Below are 23,829 nucleotides of genomic sequence, written 5' to 3' on the forward strand. Positions count from 1 at the left end.
TATTGAAAAATATGAAAACCTATGCCGTCTCAGCACGCCAATTAAGTGATTGGAAGTTGAATTCATACTTAAACCATAACCAAACCCCATCTTTTGTAAAAATCGAAGCTACTCTCCCTTCAACAGTCAGTATTAATAATCTTAAAAAAGTCTATGGGTACTTGATTGAAAGAAACGAAACACTGCGCACTTTTTTTCCAGAAATAAATGGGGAAGTGAAAATGGCCATTGCAGAACCTAACAGTCATATTTGCGGATTAGAGATTTGTGCAGATGAAGCCCAGGCCAACGAAAGCATCAAAACAATCCTATACGAGTTGAAAAACTTATCTCAACCTCCATTGACAAGAGCCATCGTACAGCATCAAAAATCAAAAAAGCTCTTCTCCTTATATATTCATCATATACTTTGCGATGCATGGTCGGAAAGAATCATTAAAAGGGAGCTTGAAAGAGTTTATTTAGCCAACAAGAAAGGCAAGAATCCCTTGTTTTTGAATAACAAGCCTATATCTATTAAAGAACATATCGCATCTAATCCCAGACTTCTTCAACAACCTGATCAAAAGAGAATAGTTAAGTTAAAAGAAAGGATTTCTTCCAATGAGCTGATTATAAATTATGACGTGATTTACAAAAAAAGTGCGCTCATTCATAACAAACCAAAATTGCAAAACAAGGATTGGCGTAGTTATTCTCAGAGAATATTATATAATAATACTAATGGTGAGTTCATAAAATTCACCATAGAGTCTGATTTATTTAAAGGAGTCTTAGAATTGAGGGAGAAATCGAATCTCAGTCCTAACACAATACTTATGTCAGTTCTAGCACTTGTTGGGGTTAAATTTACAGGCAGAAATCATATTTTGATTCCGACATTGTTCCATAATAGACTGAATCAGGATAGTCAAAATGTAATTGGTAATCTTATTGGGAACGTTTTGGTATACTATAAGGTTGATTTAGAACTCGTCTTTAAAGAATATTTAGAATATAGTTCAGTTCTATATCTGAATTCTCTTCGAAAAATGGTCTTTAATACGGAAACGATTAGAGAGATATATGTTCCGAAGCGGTGTTTTTCGTTTTTCAACTTTTTGGGCGGAGACTTGAATGATAATGGAAAACTCACTAACGAAATCAAGGCAAATAACATTTCCAAAGCAGAAATACCGTGCCCACTGGCCATCAAAGTAACCGAGTTTCAGAATACTTTTCTTATCGAGGTTTTTTACAATCTATTGTTTTACGACGAGCAAACAATCAGGTCTATAATTATTACTTACCGAAAAATTTTGCGGAATGGACTTTATAATATGGGGATTAAAATAAAAAAATTAGTTACTTAGAGAGTAACGTTGAGGTTACTTCAAAGAAAACATTAACTCTTATATCATTTTTAAAATATACTATAAAAATGTAAATCATTACATTTAAAGTAAATATCAAATGAAGCCCATCTGAAACCTTACCATTAATAACTTAGTAATTGGTCCTTCAATTATTCCCATCCGCTCATTCATTCTAGAACTTTTAAAACTTTGCGATAGCCAAAAAGTTTGGTTCTATTAAAGCTTGGAAATAGCAATAAATCTTGATTTTTAATACCTTTCATAAACAAGCAGTACGAGATAACAGAGTATAAGCTCGAAAATATGGTCCAGATTATTATCCTCCATTAAAGTTCATAAGTGATTAGTTAACATGCAACTAGACCTTTCTGAATTTTTATTAGTTGCAATCTGAAGTATACTTCTTCAATTTTGGTGAAACTGGAGGTACCACAACTCACAAGAATGTGAGTTACAGGAAAGCGTTCAAATATTGAACGCTTTTTTTGTTTCCAAGCACAATAAATTATTGTCACTTCCAAACTTAGCAAGAGAATGGGAGAATTATGCTGAAAGGCGCAATTCGATTTGAGTCTAGTGTTTCGTTGCTACCTCGTTTTCAATGCTTGTCCTTCTTCACTATAAAAACATGTCAAACTTGAATTAGTTTTCCTTTTTTATAAAAATCTGAGGCAGACTTTTCATCTTTGTATTCTACTAAATTCTTTTTTTTGAAATATATTGAAGAACATCTGGCACTTCACAAACTGCAAGAATTCCTCAAAGCTAATGGATGGCTGATAGCCGATGAGCATATCCAATCCTTACAGAAAGCGGGAGAAGGAAATATGAACGTGGTCCTTAGGGTGCAAACCAACCATCGTTCGTTTATCCTAAAACAATCACGTCCCTATGTTCAAAAATATCCGCAGATAGAGGCCCCTTTGGAGCGTATTGCTGTGGAGAGACATTTTTACAAGGCTCTCGAAGGCTCTTCCATAGCAACTTCTTTTCCCAAAGTGATAGCCTATGATGCAGGGCAATATCTAATGATGCAGGAAGACCTAGGCCAATGTGATGATATGGGATATTTATATGGTCAGCGCAAGGTCTCGTCCCAACAAATCAGAAAATTGGTCCAGTTGGCAGGAACGATTCACTCTGTTGGTAAGTTGGATACCTTTCCACAAAACCGACAGTTGCGCGAATTGAACCATCAACACATATTTATATTACCCTTCCTGAAAGAAAACGGTTTTTCACTCAATGCGGTTCAGGAGGGACTTCAAGAGCTTTCATTACCTTTCAAAACGGATGACCTTCTCAAAAAAAAGGTGACAGAAATTGGCGAAATATACCTTTCGCAGGGAACCTGTCTCATTCATGGGGATTACTATCCAGGAAGTTGGTTGAGCCAAGAAGACTCCATTTACATCATCGACCCTGAATTTAGTTTCATAGGTTTTCCTGAGTTCGATTTGGGTATAATGGCCGCTCACCTCACTATGGCCACCTCAAATTTTTTAGTTGTTGAAGAAGTATTGAAAGTATACAAAGGCGCACACGACCCAATATTGGTAAGGCAAGTGGCTGGTGTAGAAATACTACGCAGGCTTATCGGTCTGGCCCAATTGCCCATGCAGCGCACTTTAAACGAAAAAACACACCTTTTACAGGAAGCCCGAAATATGGTACTTTCCGATAAAACTTTGTAGCATGTCCATAAAATCAACATTCATCATTTCATTGGTTGCTCTGATACTTTCCTGTAAGGAGGAAACCCCAAAATTGGTGCTGCCCAGTCCCGTTAAACCGATTTATGGCAAACGGCAAATCGATTTATCCAAAGAAGAGCTCCACGACCGGGTTCTTGGGGCGTTGGTCGGCTCCGCTATAGGGGATGCGATGGGATTGTCGACCGAAATGTGGAACCGAAAGGATATTCAACGTCGATATGGGTATATCACTGGATTAACTCCCGCTACATCCGGGCAATCAGCAGAAGGATCTTGGGCGCACAATCTTCCTGAAGGGGCCACTACCGACGACACCCGTTGGAAGGTTGCTCTGGCCCGTTATATTATAACCGGCCCAACCCCACCGAATGCAAATGCCTTTGCCCAATTCATTATAGATTATTATCAGGACAATGCAAAGACGTTGGCTGATCGCACCATACTTGCAGAACCCGACAGCCTAGATGCCAAAATTGAAAAAATCAATTGGATCAAGGAGTGGGCACGTGTGGCGTTAGCCTTTCAAGAGGGCGGCACATCGTACGAACAAGCCCGTGACCGATTCTATGGAGGAGAAATAAGTTGCGCTGGCATGCTGTACACTCCAATGTTTGGACTCTTGGCCCTTAATGCCGAATCGGCCTATCAATTGGCCTATGAGCATACCATTTTTGACATGGGATACGGCCGAGACATTTCCAGTATTGCTGCCGTAATGTGCAATATGGCGTTACAAACACAGGATATGGACAGTATTCTTCAGGCACATGCTTACATCGACCCGTATGCCTATCAAGATAGCCGTTTGATAGGGCGTATTCCGCGAGGTATTGCGAGAGGAGTCGAAAACTATATACTAGCGGCCCTTGAAATCGAGGAAATACCCTTGGTACCCTCATTGGTCTTGAATGACAGCCTGATTGTCGGAAAAATTGGGGATGCCCCTGCTCTAGTAATCCACAAAGATTCAGTTCGCATAAAGGTTCCAGAAAATTTTCCTGGAAATACGTTGGATTGGTATCGACAGGAAGCCATCTATCAGGCACTAGAACGCAATAAACACATGATTGCCTTCCATGCTGGTGAGATTTGGGAAATATTGTATGCAGGACTTTTTTATGGAAACGGCGATTTTACAAAGACGATGCAATTCATTGTCAACTACGGTCGCGATAACGATACGGTTGCCGCAATTGCAGGTATGATATTAGGTGCCAAGGATGGTTTTGACAAATTGCCCGAACCGCTTCGCACACAAGTATTGAGTACCAACAAGGAACTTTTGGGCATTGATTTGGTCGCGCTAGCTCAGGATTTGACCAATCACATTTATGAGAGTCGACCCTAAATCTTTGACTAAGTCTTTTGGGTGGACATTCAAATTACATAACGGATTCATATCATTTAGACTTCAGCGCAAGGACAACAACTTATAACGTTGTATCGTCTTATGATGGTTTTCCGTATTAGAAGTTGGGTCAGATGCTCCAGATTTGGACTTTAGAGTGAAGTGTTTTTGATTGGTTTTTGAAGATTTCCGTAACAATTGTATTTCAACTTCATCTTTCATACAAACAATCGAAAAATGAAAAAGCAAATCAGCTTCCTTATAGTTGGGATAATGGTACAATTATCCTTTGCACAAAACACATCCATTGAAAAGACAAAATCCGACTTTTTCCCTAAGGAAAAGACCAAAGTGTTAGTAGTGGGTATGTTCCATTTGGACTATCCTGGGCTAGACAACCACAAAACCAAGGACGACAGTAAAATTGATGTTCTGAAGGAACCCAAGAAAACTGAGGTAACGGAACTTGTGGAGTATATCAAAAAATTTAAGCCAACCAAAATAATGATTGAAGCCGGAACGGATTGGAACAAACGCTATCAGGAATACAGAAATGGAAATTACCGTGATAAACGCGACGAACGCTATCAGATAGCCTTACGAGTGGCCCACGAACTAGACATTGACAGCGTGTACAGTGTGGATGCCGAAACCTTGCAGAGCGAGCTTTTTGAAAAGGATTCAGTCTTAGCTAAATCATTAATAGAAAACATAGATTGGAAAGCTAAAGACCCCTATTTGGACAGTGCCTTTAAGTGGTACGATTACCGTGATACACAAGTAAAACATAAGCATATTTTGACCTATTTAAAGGAAATGAACTCACGGGAGTCGCACAACACCAATTTTGGACTGTATCTTACTGGGCAAATGGCCACCAAAGACTATGATGGTGCAGATAACTTTACCATTTGGTGGTATAACAGAAACGTTAGGATATTTTCCAATATTCTTCGGCTAACGGAAGGTCCGCAAGACAGAATATTGGCGGTATTTGGCAACGGCCATGCAGCAATATTGAGGCAATTGTTCGAGGCCTCCCCGCAATATGAATTTGTGGAATTTGATAGTTTGGAGGATTGAGCAAATCCAGTCTCCCGATAGATTATTTACCGTGTTTCAATTTGACTAGAACACCCTTAATCTTTTTAGGCTCATTGTCTTTGCTTTTTCTTTTTATGAGGATAAACGATAGGCACATAAAAATCAGGGAGAGCAATAGAACCATCCAAAACGGTTCGATTCCAAAAGACCCAAGTTCCTTTTTACTGGCGGAATCGGGAAATTCCCAAACTGCAGTTCTATTTTCTTTGGACAAGGCATATCTGTCAGTTGATTTCAGATGTTTGATGAACACAAAGTTTTCCAATCGATTGTATACATCTGCGAGACAATTGATTTTTATATGAAGGCCCTTTGAAAAATCAAGTGAATCATCCGAAACGAATGTGATAAAAGCTTCATGGGCAATCAAGTTCATTTCCGTAATGGACAACTTGCCTCGCAAACTGTTTTCATTAAGCAGAATCCGCTCTCCGAAATACTCACAAAGCTCATCTTTGTAGTTATTCAAATTGATTCTTGAAGAATCCCTTAATCCAGGTTTTACAAACTCTAAAATATCAAGAAGAGTCTTTGGCGTAAAACGAATGGTCAAAGTGGACGTTTCCCCGTCCAATGTAAAAGTATATGTCAACTGATTAGGTTGATGTGAAAATAGGGTTGTTGTCCACATGAAAAACAACACAACCAAGCCATGGGAAATAATTTTGGTCATCATCTACTTTTTTATTTGAAAGAAAAACTGGAATCGGGAGTACCGGAAAAGCACAAAGGTGAGGAGGGAAAATTATCCGTGACCACATAAAAATATTCGTTATCTGATTCTGGGGTTTTACCAAACATGCCATTGCACTCGTCCAAACTGGAAATGCCATCCACATATTCGTAATCCTGAAAATAAAGCCCATCTGGGCATCCATTAGGTGCGCCTATTCCATCCCCTCCCCGTTCTATTGTCTTTAGCTGGTATCCGCTGCTCAAGTCCACTAGAGTGACTCCATCATCGGCATAGGCATACTTGTAATAAATCGGAAAACCATCGGCGGCGTATCCAATTTTTACCATTTCCGAACCGTCAATACCCTCCAATGAAACATAATTTGAAGGTGTACCATGATAGTGATATCGTCCGGTGGGCTGCGCATGGGCGTTATTGCAGTCCAAGCCCAAACTTCTTTCTGATTGTAAGGTCGTTATGTTCCAGTCCCGGTTAATGGTTCCGTCCGACCCAACAAAATACTCTGCAGTATAGGGTTCTCCTACAACACCCGAAAAATAGATGGCCATAGTATATCCTTGCCCATTCGTTACACTGGCTGCAAGCTCTGGCTCCATGGTCATAGTGTAGTTTTCCTTCGTTTCGGCTATGGTACTTGGGTTGCCTGAATTGGGAAACTCCCCCACAAGGTGATTGGCCACTCCATTAATCGTAATCTTTCTGGTAGTCCCTGAAATGGATTCAGAATACAAGGAAACAATACCCAACTCGGTTTCAATATCAATATCACAATCCGTTGGGTCCAAGTTGATGGTAAAAATACTGGACGGATTCGTGCAGTCCAGAAGAGAATCCGAATCATCTTCCAATAGGGTAACTTCAGAATCATCTGAAGTAGAACACGAAACAAAGAATACAAAGGCAATGCAAGAAATGTGTCTTAGGGATTTCATGGCTATGTTGTTTTGGAGATTATGTCCCTAAGACTTCGGCCTATTACATAGGTTTAACCCATGTTTTGAGTTTTAAGATTATTTAACACCCTAGTTGTGCTCTGGATTTTCATCAAACAAGAACTTCCCCATAGACTCTAGGGGTTTTCCTTTTTTTAGGCTTTTGACCTATCCAAATACCAAACAGGGCCACGTATTTGTCTAACCCAGCCTTTGGTAGATGGGCTTTTGCGTATACACAAAAAACAATTGGAACTCTCTTTTCGAATAGATGACCCTGACCCTTACGCGAAGATTCATGTGAAACACACCTATACAGGACCTATACAACTTAAAAAGAGAACCAGACTTGTTTTGGTATGATTTGGAGCGAAAAAGATGAGAAATAGATGGAAAACCTTACTTTTCTTTTGTAGTCCATTGACTACTTTCTTAAGATTTTCATAAATCTACAAAATGAATGGTGCTATAACTTTTTTATATCAAACTAAGGATTATATTTACCCAATCTAGACTAATTTTAAATAAACTAGATTAATTACACACAAAATGACGGAGCAGTTATTACTTCAAGCAGAGGAGTTCAACAATAGGACTCTTAGCCATATGTCCACCAGTGACCGCGTAAAAGCTTCAAGAGAAGCTAAACAACTTATACTTTCCATAAACGAAATCTACAAGAAGACCAAGGATTCCAAACTTATGGATGTGATGAAGAGCATCACCGAAAAGAAAAGAAAAATAGAAAAGCGTCTAAAAGGTACTCCGCTAGTATAAGCACATTGCCTAGTTATATATTCTTTTTTTGATAAAAAGTTCCGCCCAGAATGAGCGCGGAAGATATTATCATGACATTTTTTAAGATATACTGTCCTATCAAAGTAGGTTTCAAGTAATTTCCGTTCTGCACAGTTACCTCGGGCAAAAACACAAAGGGCATAAACGTACCCAACATTTGCAGAAAAAGAAGCGCTATGGCTATTCGTGTGGTCCGCTTAAACATAAAGGTAATCCCAATGGCCACTTCCCACCAGCCAATGACCACCAACCAAGTATCTGGTTGACCGAAAGGAAGCCATGCTACGGTATCCTTGAGCAGTTCACTTGCCGATGAAAGTCCAAATGGTTTTAGAATACCAAACCAGAAAAAGATAATGGCAAAAGAAATACGCAGCGCAGGAATTCCCCAATGGCTCATGCGTTCCGCAATGGCCTGGTCCACTTTGTTAAAATTCATATCTATTAGTTAAGGTCTGGCAATAGTAGCATTTTTTGTTTTTTTAACCACATTACCGTATAGAATTTCTTTTTAGACCCATTTCCATTTATACTCTTTTTTTTACCACCTATGACTTTTCCCCTACAGAGAATAAAAAGCTAAAAAGATCTACCCGTACTTTTCAGTAATTTCGAAAAGAAATCAAAATTCAACCTTTAATAACCCATTCAAAAATGAACACTGTAGAAGAAAAAATAGGCTATGCTTTTTGGTACTTGATGGTGGCTTGTTCTGTTTTTGCACTCATCAATAGCTTGTACCATTATATGAACTAAAAAAGGCCTTTAGGCCTGTCAAGAAGTCTCCACCCAGAAGGGTGTCTCATTTACATGAACAACCAACCAAAAAATAAGGGAAGCAGTTTGCTTCCCTTATTTTGTTTTATGCTCATCCTTTGATTTCCAGAATCTGCCTGACCATTTGATTGGTAAAGCCCCACTCATTGTCATACCAGGTCATTACCTTAAGCAAATCACCGCCTACAACTCGAGTCATGGCCAAATCCACTGTTGAAGCATAGGGGCTCATAATTATGTCGGAAGACACAATAGGTTCATCTGTAGTTGACAAAACATCCTTGTAGCGATCTGTTTGGGCTTCCTCCACCAAAATTTGGTTCACTTCTTCCGGTGTAACCTCCTTTTCGGTTACAAAGGTCAAATCAGAAATGGAACCTATAGGCACAGGAACCCGAATCGCTACCCCATCAAATTTACCAGCATATTCAGGTAATGCCTTGGTAGTAGCAATTGCCGCTCCTGTTGTGGTAGGAATCAGGTTTTGCGCTCCGGCTCTACCCATCCTAAAATTCTTTTTGGAAGGGGCATCTACCATTCCTTGTGAAGCAGTGTACGCGTGAACCGTGGTCATTATCGCTTTTTTGATACCAATACGCCTACCTAGCACCTCAACTACCGGACTAATATTGTTGGTAGTACAACTGGCACAGGAAAATACACTGGTTTCCCCATCAACAGAATTTACTCCATGAACCACAGTGGGTGTATCCACGCTTTTAGTGGGAGCCGAAATAATCACAGTTTTTGCTCCAGCTTTTAAATGTCTTTCTGCATCTTCACCCTTGGTGAAAACCCCAGTACTTTCTATCACTAAATCTACCCCATATTCACCCCATGGCAATTCTTCAGGGGTTCTGATGGAGGTAAACTGGATTTTATTTCCATCTACTACCAAAGCGTCCTCTTCGTGAGAAACTTCTTTGTCATACACGCCATAAACGGTATCGTATTTAAGTAAATAGGCTATGTTCTCAACAGGAACAATATCGTTTACCGCTACTACTTCTAGACCCGGAGTTTCGTTTATTACTTTTAATGCGGCCCTTCCGATTCGGCCCATTCCGTTTATTCCAATTTTCATATCTAATGTGTCTTTAAGTTACTCATTGTTTGCTACGTACTTAGTCCAAAAACCAGACTATAAATTACATATTGCCCACCTTTTCTTCAAAAGGCTAAGCGCAATAAAATGGTTATCAAATTGCTAAATTTATAAGTTATCCATTTTAGGCCACAGTCCCTCTTTCTTGCTATGTAATTCCTCCATACTTTCCAGTGTTTTATCCAAAAGGGAAATAGCTTCATTTATATAGAGGCCCTTGTTTAGCATGACGCATTCCGCCCGTAGAGAGGATGTCACATCGGTGATTTCAGAACGTGATGGCAGGCCCTTTTTGGCCAAACCCTCCAATACCTGTGTGGCCCATACCACAGGAACATGGGCTGCACTGCATATGGAAAGTATTTCCTCTTGTACCTTTCCCATGTTCTCCCATCCCACCTCCAGGGCTAAATCCCCTCTGGCTATCATTACTCCAATAGGCTTGGTTTTCATGGCCTTCAGCAAAATTTTCATTAGATTTTTGTAGGCAAAACGGGTCTCAATTTTCAATATCACCCCAATTTTGTCAAGTACCTCCAAATCGTTCAATGCTTCAAGTAGCTCCTCTACATCAGATTCTGTATTGACAAAAGAAAAACTGACAATATCCACATATCTGGCAATAAACTTTAAGTCTTCCTTATCCTTTGCCGTTAAACCTGAAAAACCAAGGTCCAAGGTTGGAAAATTGATTCCTTTCTCAGCCTTGAGCTGAGTACCTCCCTGTCTTGCTTTTACAATTCTCACTTCAAAACTATCGTCATGAACCCTTTCAATAACACCTTCAACTTTTCCATCATCAAAAAGTATGGGTGCCCCCTCCTTTACTTTTTCGACCAACGAAGGTGGCTGACAAGCGATACTCCCTGGATTAACCAGATTTCCTTTTTCATCAAACTTGGGCAAACTTCCAATGGAGTCATGCCCCTTTACAATTAGAGTGTCTCCTACATGCACCTCGATGGCCTTTTCCTTGGGGGAAATCTCCCCTAAAACAGCATTGGGTAATGAAACTCTTTTGGAAACCAATTGCATTCCCGTTTTTAGGTATATGGTCTTTCTGCATTGAAGTAAAACCGTATTTTCTGCAACCTGGGTCACCACCAACTTTCGAGTCTTCCCTCGAGCGTCTTGAACAACAAACTTATCTCCTAGCTGCACCAATTCTATCCATTGTGAAGGAACTGGAATTTCATCGGGACCTCTGCTCTGCTTGTCTTCCGGAACCAAAACAATTGCAGCGGGGCTTTCCACGACACCTTCATCATTTCTTTTGGGCCTGAATTTTTTCACTTTCGGGCCTTCTCCCAAAGCTCCCGTCCTGATTTTAGGCCCAGCCAAATCCATGGCAATCTTCACATTCGCGTTACAGGCTTCTGAAGCTTTTCGCAGATTTTCCACAATCTTTTTCCAAACTTCGGGTGAGTCGTGTGCACAATTAATGCGAGCGCAGTCCATTCCATTTTTCACCATTTCCAACACCATTTCATAGTCTGTGCTAGCTTCGGTAGGCATGGTAACCATAATCCTGACCCTCCTATTTTTTCCGCCATTTGAAAAAAGAGCTTCAGCATGTTCTTCAAGTTTTCTTTTGCCCTTCCCTATTTCCAGCTCGCCGTTCTGTACAAATTCCCCATTTTCATTAGTCAAAAACTTAAGAAGATTGTGAGTATTGATAAGGCTCTCCAAAATATTGCCTTCCGCATTCGCCAAACGCGAAAGACCCAATTCTTTTAGTTTCGTTTGTATCTCTCGCAAATCATAATTCCTAACCGTGCCATAGTGAAGTAAATTTTTTGCACTCCCTAAGTATGGAAAACAAACCTCCGCAAGTAATTCTGTATTATCCTGTTCCTGGTCATGGACAATTTTTATCAAATTGCCTATTTGGTCTTTTATTGAAGTGAGTTGGTCCGGAGCCACTATCTTTAGGAGGGGTTTTGTTCGACAAATTTTCTAATAAAACTGTTTAAAAAGACTGATTTTTGTCAAGCTATTTACAATATCAACATTTTCACCTTACCAAATGGACTGCATCCCCAAGATGGATATCTGTTGAATAGCATGATTTGAATCTTTGTTTTCCACAATGAGTTCATTGAACGGTTCAGTAGGAAAGATTTGGTCAGTCATGGCATAGAGCCCACCATCCACAAATACCTCAATGGAAGACCAATCCAAAAATATACTCACTTCATAGGGTTCTTTACCAAGTCTTTGTATTGGGGCATAATGTTTTTTATTTCCAAACTCTGCCTGGAAACTCATTTGACCCGATTTCATGCGATCCAAAAGCAAGGATTCACTTTTGGAATCCATTATCAAATCAACTTTTTCTCCAGAAGCATTTTTTATACTAAGCATGAAATCTTTGGATGCGGTTTTGAACTTAATCTGTGATTGATGCAATCCTTCAAGATAAATGGTTTCCTGTTTATTTGGCTTCACATCGTCCAATCGAGCCAAAACAGATTTTGCTATGTCATCCACTGACTGTAATGGGTAATTGACCAAAAAGTAATCATCTTCCACTTTTCTTAACCCTAAGTTCCTTGGGAGTGTCATAGCGCTTCTCCATTTTTCTGTAGGTGTGTCCCGCGCATAGTCCCAATTGCTCATCCATCCAATAAATATGCGCTCATCATCCGGCGTGTTATTATAAGTTACCCCAGCATAGTTATCTGTACCGTAATCCAGCCATTTGGGTTCTTTTTGGTTGGATGTAAATCGTTTTCCATTAAATTCTCCAATAAAATACTGAGTACCACTTCCGCCATTGGGAGCTCCAGGATTGATACTGATTAGAAGCACCCATTTTTTCTCTTCAGTCCCTTCAACTGGTAACGCAAATAGGTCTGGACATTCCCAAACCCCACCATGGGCACCTTGCCTTTTACCAAAATCACTCGCGTATCTCCAGTCTTTTAAATCGGCTGAGCTATAAAATTTAGCATGGTCCCCAGCTACCAAAACCATAATCCACTGTTCCGTTTCTTCATACCAGAACACTTTTGGGTCCCTAAAATCCCGAATTCCAGAATTTTTTATTACCGGATTGCCAGCATATTTCTCCCAAGTTTCCCCATTATCCAAGCTGTAGGCGATGCCTTGGGTTTGAAAATCATCCCTTCCAGATTTCTCACCCTCCATTAAATGATAGGTGAACATGGCCACCAAAGGCGTTTCTCCATTCTTGGCAAATCCAGATATGTTTTTCTTATCCACTACGGCGCTACCTGAAAAAATAAGTCCATGCTCATCCGGGTAAAGTGCAATAGGTTTGTGTTCCCAATGCACCATATCCTTGCTTATTGCGTGACCCCAGTGCATTGGTCCCCAAACTATATCATCCGGATAATATTGATAGAACAAGTGATATATTCCTTCGTGATAGACCAACCCATTGGGGTCGTTCATCCATTTTTCTTCCGGGCTAAAATGATATTGGGGACGGTACATCTCGGTATAGATTCCAGGGTTCTCAACAATCTCCTTTTTTACTTCCTTTTTGGGTTTACAAGCCAAGAACAAAGTAACGGCAGAAAGAAGGATAAAAAATCGATTCATGGGCAGGAAACTTAAATTACCCTTAAGATAACCATAATTGTTTTCTTGCAGACCAAAAATATCGGGGCGAGTCCTTAATTTTGAACTCATGTTCAAGCTCTATCTTCTCTTTCTTAGTTTTTCCATTTCCTTCGGATTAGTTGGGCAGTCTTCCATCCGTCAATCTTTGGACGATTTAAATGAAGGAAGTGTAGAATACATCCAACCCAAAAACCTTTCAAGCATGAAAGATATGGTGATTTTGGACGCTCGCGAGAAGGACGAGTTTATGGTAAGTCACCTTGAAAATGCAATTTGGTCAGGTTACTCTAATTTTGATTTTAGTAGGATTCAAACCCATATACCGAATAAAGAAAGTACCATCGTGGTTTATTGTTCTATTGGTGTTAGATCAGAAGATATTGGTGAAAAGCTTTTGCAGGCTGGATATAAAAACGTCAAAAACCTGTTTGGGGGTATCTTCCTTTGGAAAAATCTAGGATATCCTGTTTTTGATGAATCTGGCAAAGAAACCGAAAAAGTGCATGCATATAGTAAGGAATGGGGACTGCTTTTGACCAACGGAACCAAAGTATACTCGACCAAAAAGAATTAGTTTGAACCAGCGAGAAACCAACCTGTTACTTATTTTCACTCGAAATCCTGAACTTGGGAAGTGTAAAACCCGGCTAGCCTCCAAAATAGGCGACTCTGCTGCTTTGGAAGTTTATAAATTCCTTCTCAACCATACTGCAAAATTTACCAATAATCTAAATTCCAGTAAGCATGTTTATTACTCTGAGAACATTTGGGAAGATGATATTTGGGACAATACTTTGTACGACAAGAGATTACAGAAAGGTGACGATTTAGGAAAACGTATGGAACATGCTTTCGCCAATGGTTTTGACTCAGGTTTTAAAAAAATCATTATCATTGGTAGTGATATGTACAACCTATCCCAAGCGGATTTGGAAGAGGCTTTTTCCAGTCTTGATGCGCATGATTACGTAATTGGTCCGGCTGAAGATGGAGGATACTACCTTTTGGGCATGACCGTTCAAAATGCTAAGTTGTTCCAAAATAAATCTTGGGGTACTGATACTGTTTTGAGTGACACGTTAAAAGACCTTGAAAAAGAAAACATTTTGTTGCTGGAGGAAAAGAATGATGTGGACCATTATGAAGATATAAAGGATGATGAGGCATTTCAACCTTTTTTAAAACACATGAAAAATGACTAAAAAACAAGTCGAAGAATCATTACAATATCTCAAAAAAAGAGGCTTTGAATCGCCAGAAATCGGCATCGTTTTGGGTACAGGCCTTGGACAATTGGTAGAAGAGATTGAAAACCCGATTGAGGCTCATTACAACCATATACCCTATTTCCCATTGGCTACCGTGGAATTCCATTCCGGTAAACTGATTTATGGGACTATTGAAGGGAAGAAAGTAGTGGTAATGCAAGGACGCTTTCACTTGTATGAAGGGTACGATTTTTTGGACATTACATACCCCATACGCGTGATGCACGGGTTAGGGATTCAAAAACTATTTGTCTCCAACGCCGCCGGAGCCATTAATCTTGATTTCAAAAAAGGAGATATCATGCTCATTGAAGATCATATCAATTTGCAGGGAGGTTCTCCTTTGGCATTTAAGAATGTTGTGGAATTCGGTGATCGGTTTGTAGACATGAGTGAACCCTACGACCCAAATATGCGTAAGAAAATAGAGGACATTGCTGAGCGGGAGAACATCTCTCTCCAAAAAGGAGTCTATGTTTCTGTAGTTGGACCTCAACTGGAAACCAAAGCGGAGTATCGCATGTTGAAAATATTGGGGGCTGATGCCGTTGGAATGAGTACTGTACCGGAAGTAATTGTCGCCAATCATTTACGACTACCAATTGTAGCCGTTTCGGTTTTGACCGACGAATGTGATCCTGACAATCTACAACCTATTAATATTCAGGAGATTATTGAAATAGCAGGAAAGACCGAACCAAAAATGATACAACTGTTTAAAGAATTAATTAAGGAAATATGAGTTATTTAGATGCAACCCAAGATTTGTATAAAGAAGCGGCCTTGACCCCAGATGTAGGCCTATGCTGTACCACAAATCCCGTTTGGCAGTTCCCTGGATTGTCCATCCCCAAAATTATGCAGGAAATGAATTATGGATGCGGAAGTACAGTTTCTGCCCAGGACTTGGTCAATGACCCTAAAGTGCTGTACGTAGGTGTGGGAGGTGGCATGGAACTACTTCAGTTTGCATATTTCTCAAGGCAAATTGCAGGAGTGACTGGAGTGGACTCTGTGGACGAAATGTTGGAAGCATCTCGAAATAACTTCAAAATAGCTGAAGAAGAAAACGATTGGTTCAAAAGCGAATACGTTAATCTGGTAAAGGGAGATGCCTTAAATCTACCTGTAGAAGATGAGAGTATTGACGTAGCGGCCCAGAATTGCCTTTTCAACATCTTTAAGATGGAGGATTTGAAAAAAGCAGTTTCCGAAATGTACCGAGTTCTTAAACCTCATGGAAGACTGGTGATGAGCGATCCTACTTGTGAACAACCTATGAATGAAGAACTCCGCAATGACGACCGTCTTCGTGCGCTATGCTTAAGTGGTAGTATTCCGATTAGGGATTATGTAAAAGTTTTGACCGATGCTGGTTTCGGAACCATTGAAATCCGTGCTAGAAAATCATATAGGGTCTTGACACCAAATCATTACCCAACGGACGAATTAATTCATATCGAATCTATTGAAATTGCTGCTATAAAAGACCCTATGCCTACAGATGGTCCCTGTATATTCACAGGAAAAACAGCGATATATTATGGTAACGAAGAATATTTTGATGATCATAAGGGTCATGTTCTACAACAAAATCAACCTTTGGCCGTATGTGATAAAACTGCGGCGGCTCTTGCGGAAGCTTCAGATGAGATTCATATAAGTGAGAGTACATGGCACTACGACGGTGGAGGCTGTTGCTAAAAGATTTTTAAGGGCAAAATGAAAGTTTTGCCCTTTTTTTTAGACTTCTTTTACAACATAAAACCACAAAATCAATTGCTATGAATTTTTGGGGCTACACTTTGTTGTTTGCATCACTATTTAATTGCCAACCCGAGCTTACTCAGAATACTGTTTTTGATTCCAATAGTTTGATTCAAAAGATTGATATTGAGACTGAGAAGCCAGACCATACTTCATGGAACGATTTATTGAAAAAGTATGTGGATGATCAGGGCAATGTGAACTACCAAGGATTCAAAACTGATATCCAATCCTTAGAATCCTATATCAAAAACCTTTCAAATACACCCCCGACCAGTTCTTGGACAAAAGAAGATAAGTTGGCTTACTATATCAATCTCTACAACGCGGCCACGGTAAAACTAATAGTAGACAACTATCCTACTAAAAGCATAAAGGACATTCCCAACAGGTGGAAGAAAAAGTGGATTACGGTGGGGAATATTACCACCTCCCTAAATGATATAGAACACGAGGTTTTGCGTAAAATGAACGAACCCAGAATTCACTTCGCCATCAATTGTGCCTCATACTCCTGTCCAAAATTACTGAACACAGCCTTTACCGCCCAAAATATGGATAGTCTACTATCCATAACTGCCAAAGACTTTGTAAATGATACAAAACGTAACCGCTTCCAAAACGGAAAGGCGCAATTATCAAGGATTTTCAAGTGGTACAAAGGCGATTTTACAGAAAATGGTTCTCTTTTAGAGTACATTAACCAATATTTAGACAACCCGATAAACGAAAAAGCGAGCATTAGTTATTTGGATTATGATTGGAGTTTAAATGATGCAAAGTAATCCGAAAATAAGTGTTCTCATTCCTGTACTGAATGAGGAAAAAGGCTTGGGTACTGTCCTGAAAAACCTTTATTCGTCTGCCACAACTTCGCAAATAGAAGAAATAATCTGTATTGATGGAGGGAGTGCAGACCGTACGGTTGACATCGCAAAATCATATGGGGCAACGGTAATTTCTTCCAAAAGAGGCAGAGCCAGACAAATGAATGCGGGTGCCAGACATGCCAAAGGAAACATCCTTTATTTTTTACATGCAGACACTCTCCCCCCCAAAGGATTTGATAAAACAATACTAGAGGCTGTAGAGAATGGGAGTCAATCTGGGTGTTTTCGGATGAAATTTGATTCAAAAAATCCGATGCTTCGTCTTTTTGGTTGGCTTACACGAATAAACCACACCTTATGCCGAGGAGGAGACCAATCTCTTTTTATTGAAAAAGACCTTTTTGAACTAACCGAAGGTTTTAACGAGGACTATTTTATTTATGAGGACACGGAATTCATTCAACGGCTATATGAGCAGACGGAATTCAAAGTTCTTCCTGAATACGTGATTACTTCAGCAAGAAAATATAGAGATAAAGGATGGGTAAAAGTCCAGTTCCACTTTGGGATGATTCACTTAAAAAGCTACATGGGGGCTGGTCCTGAAGAATTGTATCGCTATTATCGCAAAAATCTGTTGACCTAAGGAGATGATTGAATTTTAGAGATTCACTCTTCTATCTTTAGGTCGGCATAATCCTTTAGAATTCCATTGGCCAACCATTGGGCCAAAATTGCTTTATTGGACACTACTTCTATTCCCTTGTTTTTGGATTGGGCAGACGTTCCATCAATATCCAACAAACTCACGGCTGGCAGCACATTTTTGGCCAGGTATAGCGTATTGTCATCATTAATAATGGCCTCTATACTTTTGTATGAACGATTCTTAACGCTGTTCTTTTGAAAGACTTCTCTCAGGTTTTTCGCCAATCGCTTTCCTTCATCACTTTTTTTATGATGATATACAGAGACATCTATTTTACCTTTAATTTGTCCGTTGGCACGTATAATTAGCAGCCTTTGGTATTTTCCAAAATGCTTTAGGTATCTTTTGTTTACTGCTTCCACATATGCTCCCATCAGCTCAATACCCTCCTGTTCTTTATTGGAATACTCAAAGCCCTTTTGTTCAAGCACAAACACGTGGGCCCCATTTTCTAGAAGTGTCTTTGCCAAATTGAGTTCTACTTCCTTAGCGAAACTACTCGATGCTTTTTCGCCATTTTCGGTAATCAAATAATAGACCACATCCTTTAACGCATCGCTCTTCCTGGACAGTTTTCTAAGTTCTTTTTCAAATACTGGTTCTTCGGTATCAGAAGCCAAAAAAACCCTAACCCCTACATTTTTAAAAGATTCAGCTGCATAGGGAATATAGTACTCTCTTCCCACATGCAGAAAACTGCCATCTTTGATGTTTTCCTGATTGAGTTCCACAAATTCTTGATAATGCTTAACAGGGTCCAATCCTTGTTTTCGCAGTATGGAATAAATACCATCACCAGGTTCGGCGACAACCTTATAGGCTTTTTCTTGGGCAAATAGAGTGCATACCAGAAACACCCACAGTACTAATGCGAGTTTGTATTTCATCAAAAAGAATTTTGCTGGGATGCTTTACAAATATCCGAAAAAATGACGGGAAAAACGCACTAAAAATACTGTCCTATCCCGAAAACCACCCCTCTGGAAGAGTTTGGGGTTATACCTTGACCATAATCAATCCTAAAAATGGCATTAAATATTCGTTTATGAATAAAACGGAGCCCCATACCTGGGTAAATTCTCAGGTTTTGATCATCTCCAAAATCACTGAAATCACCCCCAGGATTTCTCCAAGACCCACCATCCACAAAAACGTTGCTTTGAAGTACAAACCAATCTTTATCTATCAAGGTATGTCTATACTCCGTATTTAAAACAATAGCGGCGGTACCACGATCAATAAGGTTTCCTACTCCACGTATGTTCAAGTTATTATCAACTGCGAACGGAGCAAATGGTGTATCCAGATTGCTGGACAATCCCAATCGTAGTCGACTTGCCCAATTTCCTTTTTCACCCACCCTGAGAAAATAGGTAAAATCGTTAAAACCAATCCAAAATGGTGGGAGCTGCCCATCATCGCTTCTGACGTATTGTAGATTCAACGAGCTTTTAAATCCAGAGAGATATTGGTAGTGAAATTTAATTGCATCATAATTATAGAGCAATTTCAGCAAATGTTTGTTGACCCGTAAAGCCAAGGGAACGCTTGGGTCCGTATCCCCTGAAAGAAACTGATAGTCCTCCGTAAAAAAATTGATTCCAAACTCAAATCTGTTTTTAAAGTTGAGTTGAAACAGGACCAAAGCCTCTATGGATTCATTGTTGTAGCGGTAATCTGCACTACCGTTATCCAAAAAAACAGGTTCTTCTGTGGTTAAATCCTGATAGCTGAGAGCCAAACCCCATCTTCGGCCAAAGATATTTGGAGCCCGTATATGTGCTCCGAAAGAGTCAAAAATGTCTCTTTGATAAAAGCCACCTAAAGTGATATTACGACCAAGAACGTTGAACTCCTGCAATCCAACCCGAAACGCAAATTCATCATCATTAGAGGTGAAAATACTGGCAAAGGGAATTAAGGTAAAATTTTCCTCAATTCCGTAAACGACGTCTACCTGATTCTCGGCAAAGGATTCAGAGACTTGATAATACGCATGGGAAACCGAAGGCAATCGCTTAAGTCGGTACATATCCTCTTCCATCTTGGTGGTGTCCAAAGATGTACCAACCTCAAGTTTTATGATTTTTTCAAGGAAAGAGGTCTTGGTTTTTTCGTTTCCCTGAATTTTTAGGCTGGCTATGGTAGGTGTTTGGCCGTATCCAAAGAACACAACCAAAAAAACGGTTAAGGTAACCAAGCACCTATGTATCACAGCAATTCTTTTTTAATAAAGCTAACCCATTGGCTCTAAATAAACCAAACTCAATTGCGATTCTACTACCAATACCTAACCTATTCAAGCTCAAAAGGTATTTCGGAGAACAAGTTCACCCAATTGTCTTCACTTACTGCAAGTAAGGTAAAACCATACGGTGTACCTGGAGTTAGTATTGGAGGAGTTTCTTCGGTAATGTTCAATACCACATTATCCAATTTGTAATACTGAAACCTTCTTTCAAAAGTATATGTGCCTGATAAAAAATCGTTGAAGGCATTGGTAACCACATGGAAGTATATTCGGGAATCGGTAAAGCGACCATCTTCCCAAGTAAATTGCGGCATAGTACCCATTGAAAGGTCGGTCATTACATTTTCTGACAAATACTCAGTGGGCTTGGAAAGCTGTTTTAACCGAATGGGATTTGAAACATGCACGTCTCCCTCTTCCTCAAAGCTAACAATGACCCATTTTTCTTCTTCTGGTTCAATTTCGTACCTAAGCAAATGACCATTGAATACATCAAACAAAGGAAGCTCCTTACTTGTATACTGGGCAAAATCATTCTTATCTACCTCAGCCGTAGACGTTTCAAAATATCTGATGTTGCTCACACCTGGTCGGGGGTATAAAAAAACGCTTACTAATTCTGGATTTCTGTTACTTGCCGCACAGGCAATCACATTATCCAAAACCACTTCTCTCCCTTCCAAAAAAGAGTCCAATCGAATGGCATCTAGGATAGCCTCATCTTCCCCGTCTGAAGAACAAGATGACAGGATTAATGATAATAAAGCAAAAGCAACTTTAAACTTCTTCATTAGCGTTTCGCAAAAAAATCTCGTATCGTTTTTTCCGCAGGTTTGTTTTGTGGTGTAAAACGGTTATCCTCAGCGCCACCCGATCTATCATGATGTATGAACCATTTCCATATAAATCCTCCTGCAAACCAGTCCTCGTTCCAAAATTCATCAAAGATGGCCTGAGTGGCATCTGCCTGAGCCTGAAGATTCACATCCATTTGGTTTCTGTCCACCAACCAAGGTTTTTTGGCCGTATAATCCATACTTCTATATCCAAACTCAGTGAAAAGAATTGGTTTATCGGTAGTATTTGATAAGTCCACCAATTTGGTCTTCCAAGGCTGCCATCCTGATTTGAGTTCTTCCATGGTTGGATAACGCTCTTCAGAAAGTGGAAAATAGGCATCCACACCTATGAAATCCAGTTCTTTCCAGAATGGGGTTCTAGAGAATTCATCCCAATTTGCCGCATATGTCAACTTCCCTGTATAAATCTTTTTAATTTTTTTGATCAGATTACTCCAATAGTCCGGTCTATACTTCACAAACTCTTCCAGCTCCGTTCCAATACAAAATATTTCAGACTTGGTTTCCTGAGCCAATTTTGCGAAGGTGAGAATAAAGTCCTCGTACGTACTTTCCAGAGTATTCCAATCTTCTTCTGATTCCATCATCATATCCCCGGTAAACTCTCCACGCCAAATCCAAATCTGGGGTTTCATCATTACCTTAACCCCATTTTTCTTAAGCATTTCAATGTACTGCTTCGCGCCCTTCTTAGTTTCACCAAACCATTGTCTTTCTGTATCAAAGATTATTTTTGGTGAGCTAAGGTTCCTAGCAAAACCGAAGGGCATTACCGCCGCATAGTTGGCATTGACCTCTAAAACCGGTTCTATATGGTTTTGGTCGACTTTTTCTCGTGACCCTACAAAACTTACCCCATTTATTTTTTCTTTTTTTTGACTGGTACAAGAAAACTGGAGCATGCATAAAAAAAGAAGTCCTAATTTCTTCATAGTTTGAGAATTAAGACTTCTAATTTAGGCTTTTATGTAAGGTTCTGTCTAGAAAACAGCTCGTAAACCTATGTTAAATGTCTCTCCAAGCCCTGTATCCCTTCCTCTCACAAAGTTTGTATATAGGAATTCAACATTTAATTCTTTAGTCAATTGATATTTGGCACCACCTCCCAGGGCAGTGAAATTCTGACTAAAATTGTTTCCTAAATCTATCAATTCGGTATGCTGACCCAAGACCAATACTGTAAACTTACTACTGGGAAAATAGCTCAAAAATATACCTGGGGTTAACCGAAGACTGTTGTTGGCAAAGCTACCTTCAACTGTAATGCCATTCGCGTCCTGTACCGCATCATCCCCAAAGTTGTATTCAGAATTTATCTCTGAAAAAATTTGCCACTTTTTACCTGGAAATGTGTAATCATAGAAGAAACGATTTTGCCAAGTAAATCCATCCTGATCTAGGAACACTCCATTGTCGTCCACTTCTTGACTAATCAATGGAATGGAAAAAGAACTTAGAATGGAAAAGTTGCCTACTCTTTTAAACGGAACTATTTTGATGGATGGTGCAATTGAAGTCAGACCAGAGGTGTTTCTTCGCTCTGTAGTGCCATTTTCTAGGTTAAAATCTCTACCATTGGCCCTGTATTCTGCGATAACCCCAACATTTACCCTTTTAGTATCCGATACTCCCGTAAAGACTTCTAAGGTAGAGGTGAAAAAGTTTTGTCGAATTCCATCTTCTGCTTCAAATGTACTCTCGGTTTGCGTGTACAGATTGTTGAACAATTTAATGTCCCATTGTCCTTTACCAATAAGTTTGGAAGGTGTCAAATTCTGTATGTTACTGCCGGATTGGTCATCGTCCTGAGCAGATACAACAGCCGCTCCCAGAAAAAATAGGGCAAAAAAGGTATTTTTAAATATTGTTTTCATGATGTGTTGAATAGTCGTTTTACTTTTATTTGGTTTCATTTAGGGCCCAATCATAGCTATAGTAACCCACCTTAGCTTTTGGGTCCAGTTTTTCATTGCGATATTGGTTTACGTACTCTATCAAGTTTTTACCTCCTTGGGTAAAATCTCCGGTATACCACTCAAATATTTGTGATAGGTTGACCTTTTTTCCTTTGACCCGAATGAAGTTTGGGTTGTTCAAGGCCAGTTGGGTCTGTGTTTGCAATTGTCCCTCCAACTTTGCGGGAGTATAGGCTGCATCTATTATGGGAGGACATCCAAGACCCGCACAAACAAGCACGAAGTGAAAGCGTGATTCCTGTGGGAAAACAGCACGCAACAGTTTGTTCTCGATATCATTCAGTGTAGTCTTCTCCCCGCCGATGTCATATGTTTTCTTATCAAAAAAACCAGCTTTATCCAAAGGGGATTTTATCGGGTAATTGTCCACAATTCCCTTTATGACGGAAAGATTATACCCATTAATCCAAAAAGCTTGGTAGGTCTTTGCATCATCTTTAGTCACTCGAATTTCCTTGGCTATCGCCAAAAGTTCATCCAATGAAGCAGGATTAGCTTTAATTTCACTATAAGCTACTCTGCCATTACTAACATAAGTGCTGAAAAAAGCATCGGCTTTAGAGAAAAAGTCAGAGGTCTTCTGACCAAACCCAAATTGAGCTAGAACCAGAAACATGAGTACGATTAGTGTTTTATTTGTTTTCATTTCAATTGTTTTGTTGATTAAAACTGACCATTATGTCGAGGGTCATTTTAACACCATACAGCACTGTTAAATTTTTATGATATATTTAAGATTTTAATAATCA

The 23,829-nt window shown here is 39.6% G+C and carries 23 protein-coding genes; 11 read left to right on the forward strand and 12 right to left on the reverse strand.

Features of this window, described 5'->3' with window-relative positions; genetic code table 11:
- The first annotated feature begins 11 nt into the window (after window positions 1-11).
- The 4 genes from CLV81_RS01915 to CLV81_RS01930 all read left to right on the forward strand — a co-directional run bounded on the left by CLV81_RS01915 (window position 12) and on the right by CLV81_RS01930 (window position 5,501).
- Window positions 12-1,352: a condensation domain-containing protein gene (locus CLV81_RS01915; RefSeq protein ID WP_106143378.1), complete on the forward strand. Its 1,341-nt coding sequence runs from the start codon at window positions 12-14 to the stop codon at window positions 1,350-1,352.
- A gap of 713 nt (window positions 1,353-2,065) precedes the next feature.
- Complete coding sequence (locus CLV81_RS01920; RefSeq protein ID WP_106143379.1) at window positions 2,066-3,049, forward strand: phosphotransferase; 984 nt, start codon at window positions 2,066-2,068, stop codon at window positions 3,047-3,049.
- 1 nt (window position 3,050) lies between these two features.
- Complete coding sequence (locus tag CLV81_RS01925; RefSeq protein ID WP_106143380.1) at window positions 3,051-4,418, forward strand: ADP-ribosylglycohydrolase family protein; 1,368 nt, start codon at window positions 3,051-3,053, stop codon at window positions 4,416-4,418.
- Between the two features lie 237 nt (window positions 4,419-4,655).
- The gene (locus tag CLV81_RS01930) at window positions 4,656-5,501 is read left to right on the forward strand and encodes a DUF5694 domain-containing protein (RefSeq protein WP_106144864.1); all 846 of its coding nucleotides are present in this window, start codon (window positions 4,656-4,658) and stop codon (window positions 5,499-5,501) included.
- 22 nt (window positions 5,502-5,523) lie between these two features.
- On the opposite strand, the gene CLV81_RS01935 is transcribed toward CLV81_RS01930, so the two are convergent.
- Both CLV81_RS01935 and CLV81_RS01940 read right to left on the reverse strand, forming a co-directional pair.
- Window positions 5,524-6,198, reverse strand: coding sequence for a hypothetical protein (locus tag CLV81_RS01935; RefSeq protein ID WP_146129811.1), 675 nt, complete (start codon window positions 6,196-6,198; stop codon window positions 5,524-5,526).
- 8 nt (window positions 6,199-6,206) lie between these two features.
- The gene (locus CLV81_RS01940) at window positions 6,207-7,151 is read right to left on the reverse strand and encodes a YHYH protein (RefSeq protein WP_106143382.1); all 945 of its coding nucleotides are present in this window, start codon (window positions 7,149-7,151) and stop codon (window positions 6,207-6,209) included.
- Between the two features lie 549 nt (window positions 7,152-7,700).
- Between CLV81_RS01940 and CLV81_RS01945 the strand changes: the two genes are divergently transcribed.
- The gene (locus CLV81_RS01945) at window positions 7,701-7,928 is read left to right on the forward strand and encodes a hypothetical protein (protein ID WP_106143383.1); all 228 of its coding nucleotides are present in this window, start codon (window positions 7,701-7,703) and stop codon (window positions 7,926-7,928) included.
- A 13-nt stretch (window positions 7,929-7,941) separates the two neighbouring features.
- Here CLV81_RS01945 and CLV81_RS01950 read toward each other — a convergent pair whose 3' ends face one another.
- The 4 genes from CLV81_RS01950 to CLV81_RS01965 all read right to left on the reverse strand — a co-directional run bounded on the left by CLV81_RS01950 (window position 7,942) and on the right by CLV81_RS01965 (window position 13,488).
- Window positions 7,942-8,388 carry a DoxX family protein gene (locus CLV81_RS01950; protein WP_106143384.1) on the reverse strand — a complete coding sequence of 149 codons (447 nt, stop codon included), beginning with the start codon at window positions 8,386-8,388 and terminating at the stop codon, window positions 7,942-7,944.
- Window positions 8,389-8,817: 429 nt separating this feature from the next.
- On the reverse strand, window positions 8,818-9,810 hold the full coding sequence (gap, locus tag CLV81_RS01955) for a type I glyceraldehyde-3-phosphate dehydrogenase (protein WP_106143385.1): 993 nt from the start codon (window positions 9,808-9,810) through the stop codon (window positions 8,818-8,820).
- A 129-nt stretch (window positions 9,811-9,939) separates the two neighbouring features.
- Entirely contained in the window at window positions 9,940-11,754 is a 1,815-nt protein-coding gene (locus CLV81_RS01960) for a pyruvate kinase (RefSeq protein WP_158259059.1), read from the reverse strand.
- Window positions 11,755-11,850: 96 nt separating this feature from the next.
- The gene (locus CLV81_RS01965; protein WP_245911896.1) at window positions 11,851-13,488 is read right to left on the reverse strand and encodes a glycoside hydrolase family 32 protein; all 1,638 of its coding nucleotides are present in this window, start codon (window positions 13,486-13,488) and stop codon (window positions 11,851-11,853) included.
- Between CLV81_RS01965 and CLV81_RS01970 the strand changes: the two genes are divergently transcribed.
- From CLV81_RS01970 to CLV81_RS01995, 6 genes are all read left to right on the forward strand, one after another.
- Window positions 13,487-13,993 (forward strand): rhodanese-like domain-containing protein, encoded by a 507-nt coding sequence (locus CLV81_RS01970; RefSeq protein ID WP_106143387.1) that lies wholly within the window; start codon window positions 13,487-13,489, stop codon window positions 13,991-13,993. The genes CLV81_RS01965 and CLV81_RS01970 overlap by 2 nt on opposite strands.
- 1 nt (window position 13,994) lies before the next feature.
- A complete protein-coding gene (locus CLV81_RS01975) occupies window positions 13,995-14,621 on the forward strand; it encodes a TIGR04282 family arsenosugar biosynthesis glycosyltransferase (RefSeq protein WP_106143388.1) in 627 nt (208 codons plus the stop codon).
- Window positions 14,614-15,429 carry a purine-nucleoside phosphorylase gene (locus CLV81_RS01980; protein WP_106143389.1) on the forward strand — a complete coding sequence of 272 codons (816 nt, stop codon included), beginning with the start codon at window positions 14,614-14,616 and terminating at the stop codon, window positions 15,427-15,429. The genes CLV81_RS01975 and CLV81_RS01980 overlap by 8 nt, the downstream gene beginning before the upstream one ends.
- On the forward strand, window positions 15,426-16,391 hold the full coding sequence (gene arsM, locus CLV81_RS01985) for an arsenosugar biosynthesis arsenite methyltransferase ArsM (RefSeq protein ID WP_106143390.1): 966 nt from the start codon (window positions 15,426-15,428) through the stop codon (window positions 16,389-16,391). The genes CLV81_RS01980 and arsM overlap by 4 nt, the downstream gene beginning before the upstream one ends.
- Before the next feature lie 80 nt (window positions 16,392-16,471).
- On the forward strand, window positions 16,472-17,239 hold the full coding sequence (locus CLV81_RS01990; protein ID WP_106143391.1) for a DUF547 domain-containing protein: 768 nt from the start codon (window positions 16,472-16,474) through the stop codon (window positions 17,237-17,239).
- The gene (locus tag CLV81_RS01995; protein ID WP_106143392.1) at window positions 17,226-17,930 is read left to right on the forward strand and encodes a TIGR04283 family arsenosugar biosynthesis glycosyltransferase; all 705 of its coding nucleotides are present in this window, start codon (window positions 17,226-17,228) and stop codon (window positions 17,928-17,930) included. The genes CLV81_RS01990 and CLV81_RS01995 overlap by 14 nt, the downstream gene beginning before the upstream one ends.
- A 23-nt stretch (window positions 17,931-17,953) precedes the next feature.
- On the opposite strand, the gene CLV81_RS02000 is transcribed toward CLV81_RS01995, so the two are convergent.
- The 6 genes from CLV81_RS02000 to CLV81_RS02025 form a co-directional block, all read right to left on the reverse strand.
- Window positions 17,954-18,880 (reverse strand): N-acetylmuramoyl-L-alanine amidase, encoded by a 927-nt coding sequence (locus tag CLV81_RS02000; protein WP_106143393.1) that lies wholly within the window; start codon window positions 18,878-18,880, stop codon window positions 17,954-17,956.
- A gap of 59 nt (window positions 18,881-18,939) precedes the next feature.
- Window positions 18,940-20,208 carry a POTRA domain-containing protein gene (locus CLV81_RS02005; RefSeq protein ID WP_245911898.1) on the reverse strand — a complete coding sequence of 423 codons (1,269 nt, stop codon included), beginning with the start codon at window positions 20,206-20,208 and terminating at the stop codon, window positions 18,940-18,942.
- Between the two features lie 80 nt (window positions 20,209-20,288).
- Entirely contained in the window at window positions 20,289-21,035 is a 747-nt protein-coding gene (locus tag CLV81_RS02010) for a hypothetical protein (protein ID WP_170068318.1), read from the reverse strand.
- A complete protein-coding gene (locus tag CLV81_RS02015) occupies window positions 21,035-22,036 on the reverse strand; it encodes a glycoside hydrolase family 113 (RefSeq protein ID WP_106143395.1) in 1,002 nt (333 codons plus the stop codon). The genes CLV81_RS02010 and CLV81_RS02015 overlap by 1 nt, the downstream gene beginning before the upstream one ends.
- A gap of 48 nt (window positions 22,037-22,084) precedes the next feature.
- Complete coding sequence (locus tag CLV81_RS02020) at window positions 22,085-22,978, reverse strand: hypothetical protein (protein ID WP_106144867.1); 894 nt, start codon at window positions 22,976-22,978, stop codon at window positions 22,085-22,087.
- 25 nt (window positions 22,979-23,003) lie between these two features.
- Complete coding sequence (locus tag CLV81_RS02025; protein WP_106143396.1) at window positions 23,004-23,726, reverse strand: DUF547 domain-containing protein; 723 nt, start codon at window positions 23,724-23,726, stop codon at window positions 23,004-23,006.
- Window positions 23,727-23,829: the final 103 nt, after the last annotated feature.

Origin of the sequence: Flagellimonas meridianipacifica, assembly GCF_003001695.1 — a bacterium.
In the GTDB taxonomy this organism is placed as follows: Bacteria; Bacteroidota; Bacteroidia; order Flavobacteriales; family Flavobacteriaceae; genus Flagellimonas; species Flagellimonas meridianipacifica.

What these genes read in the sequence shown, in the direction of transcription:
- CLV81_RS02010 (WP_170068318.1), bottom strand. Translation starts at nt 21,035, where the DNA reads ATGAAGAAGTTTAAAGTTGCTTTTGCTTTATTATCATTAATCCTGTCA.
- CLV81_RS01940 (WP_106143382.1), bottom strand. Translation starts at nt 7,151, where the DNA reads ATGAAATCCCTAAGACACATTTCTTGCATTGCCTTTGTATTCTTTGTT.
- CLV81_RS01965 (WP_245911896.1), bottom strand. Translation starts at nt 13,488, where the DNA reads ATGAGTTCAAAATTAAGGACTCGCCCCGATATTTTTGGTCTGCAAGAA.
- CLV81_RS01970 (WP_106143387.1), top strand. Translation starts at nt 13,487, where the DNA reads ATGTTCAAGCTCTATCTTCTCTTTCTTAGTTTTTCCATTTCCTTCGGA.
- CLV81_RS01925 (WP_106143380.1), top strand. Translation starts at nt 3,051, where the DNA reads ATGTCCATAAAATCAACATTCATCATTTCATTGGTTGCTCTGATACTT.
- arsM (WP_106143390.1), top strand. Translation starts at nt 15,426, where the DNA reads ATGAGTTATTTAGATGCAACCCAAGATTTGTATAAAGAAGCGGCCTTG.
- CLV81_RS01950 (WP_106143384.1), bottom strand. Translation starts at nt 8,388, where the DNA reads ATGAATTTTAACAAAGTGGACCAGGCCATTGCGGAACGCATGAGCCAT.
- CLV81_RS02000 (WP_106143393.1), bottom strand. Translation starts at nt 18,880, where the DNA reads ATGAAATACAAACTCGCATTAGTACTGTGGGTGTTTCTGGTATGCACT.
- CLV81_RS01935 (WP_146129811.1), bottom strand. Translation starts at nt 6,198, where the DNA reads ATGATGACCAAAATTATTTCCCATGGCTTGGTTGTGTTGTTTTTCATG.
- CLV81_RS01980 (WP_106143389.1), top strand. Translation starts at nt 14,614, where the DNA reads ATGACTAAAAAACAAGTCGAAGAATCATTACAATATCTCAAAAAAAGA.
- CLV81_RS01945 (WP_106143383.1), top strand. Translation starts at nt 7,701, where the DNA reads ATGACGGAGCAGTTATTACTTCAAGCAGAGGAGTTCAACAATAGGACT.
- CLV81_RS01930 (WP_106144864.1), top strand. Translation starts at nt 4,656, where the DNA reads ATGAAAAAGCAAATCAGCTTCCTTATAGTTGGGATAATGGTACAATTA.
- CLV81_RS02025 (WP_106143396.1), bottom strand. Translation starts at nt 23,726, where the DNA reads ATGAAAACAAATAAAACACTAATCGTACTCATGTTTCTGGTTCTAGCT.
- CLV81_RS01995 (WP_106143392.1), top strand. Translation starts at nt 17,226, where the DNA reads ATGATGCAAAGTAATCCGAAAATAAGTGTTCTCATTCCTGTACTGAAT.
- CLV81_RS02020 (WP_106144867.1), bottom strand. Translation starts at nt 22,978, where the DNA reads ATGAAAACAATATTTAAAAATACCTTTTTTGCCCTATTTTTTCTGGGA.
- CLV81_RS01990 (WP_106143391.1), top strand. Translation starts at nt 16,472, where the DNA reads ATGAATTTTTGGGGCTACACTTTGTTGTTTGCATCACTATTTAATTGC.
- CLV81_RS01915 (WP_106143378.1), top strand. Translation starts at nt 12, where the DNA reads ATGAAAACCTATGCCGTCTCAGCACGCCAATTAAGTGATTGGAAGTTG.
- gap (WP_106143385.1), bottom strand. Translation starts at nt 9,810, where the DNA reads ATGAAAATTGGAATAAACGGAATGGGCCGAATCGGAAGGGCCGCATTA.
- CLV81_RS02015 (WP_106143395.1), bottom strand. Translation starts at nt 22,036, where the DNA reads ATGAAGAAATTAGGACTTCTTTTTTTATGCATGCTCCAGTTTTCTTGT.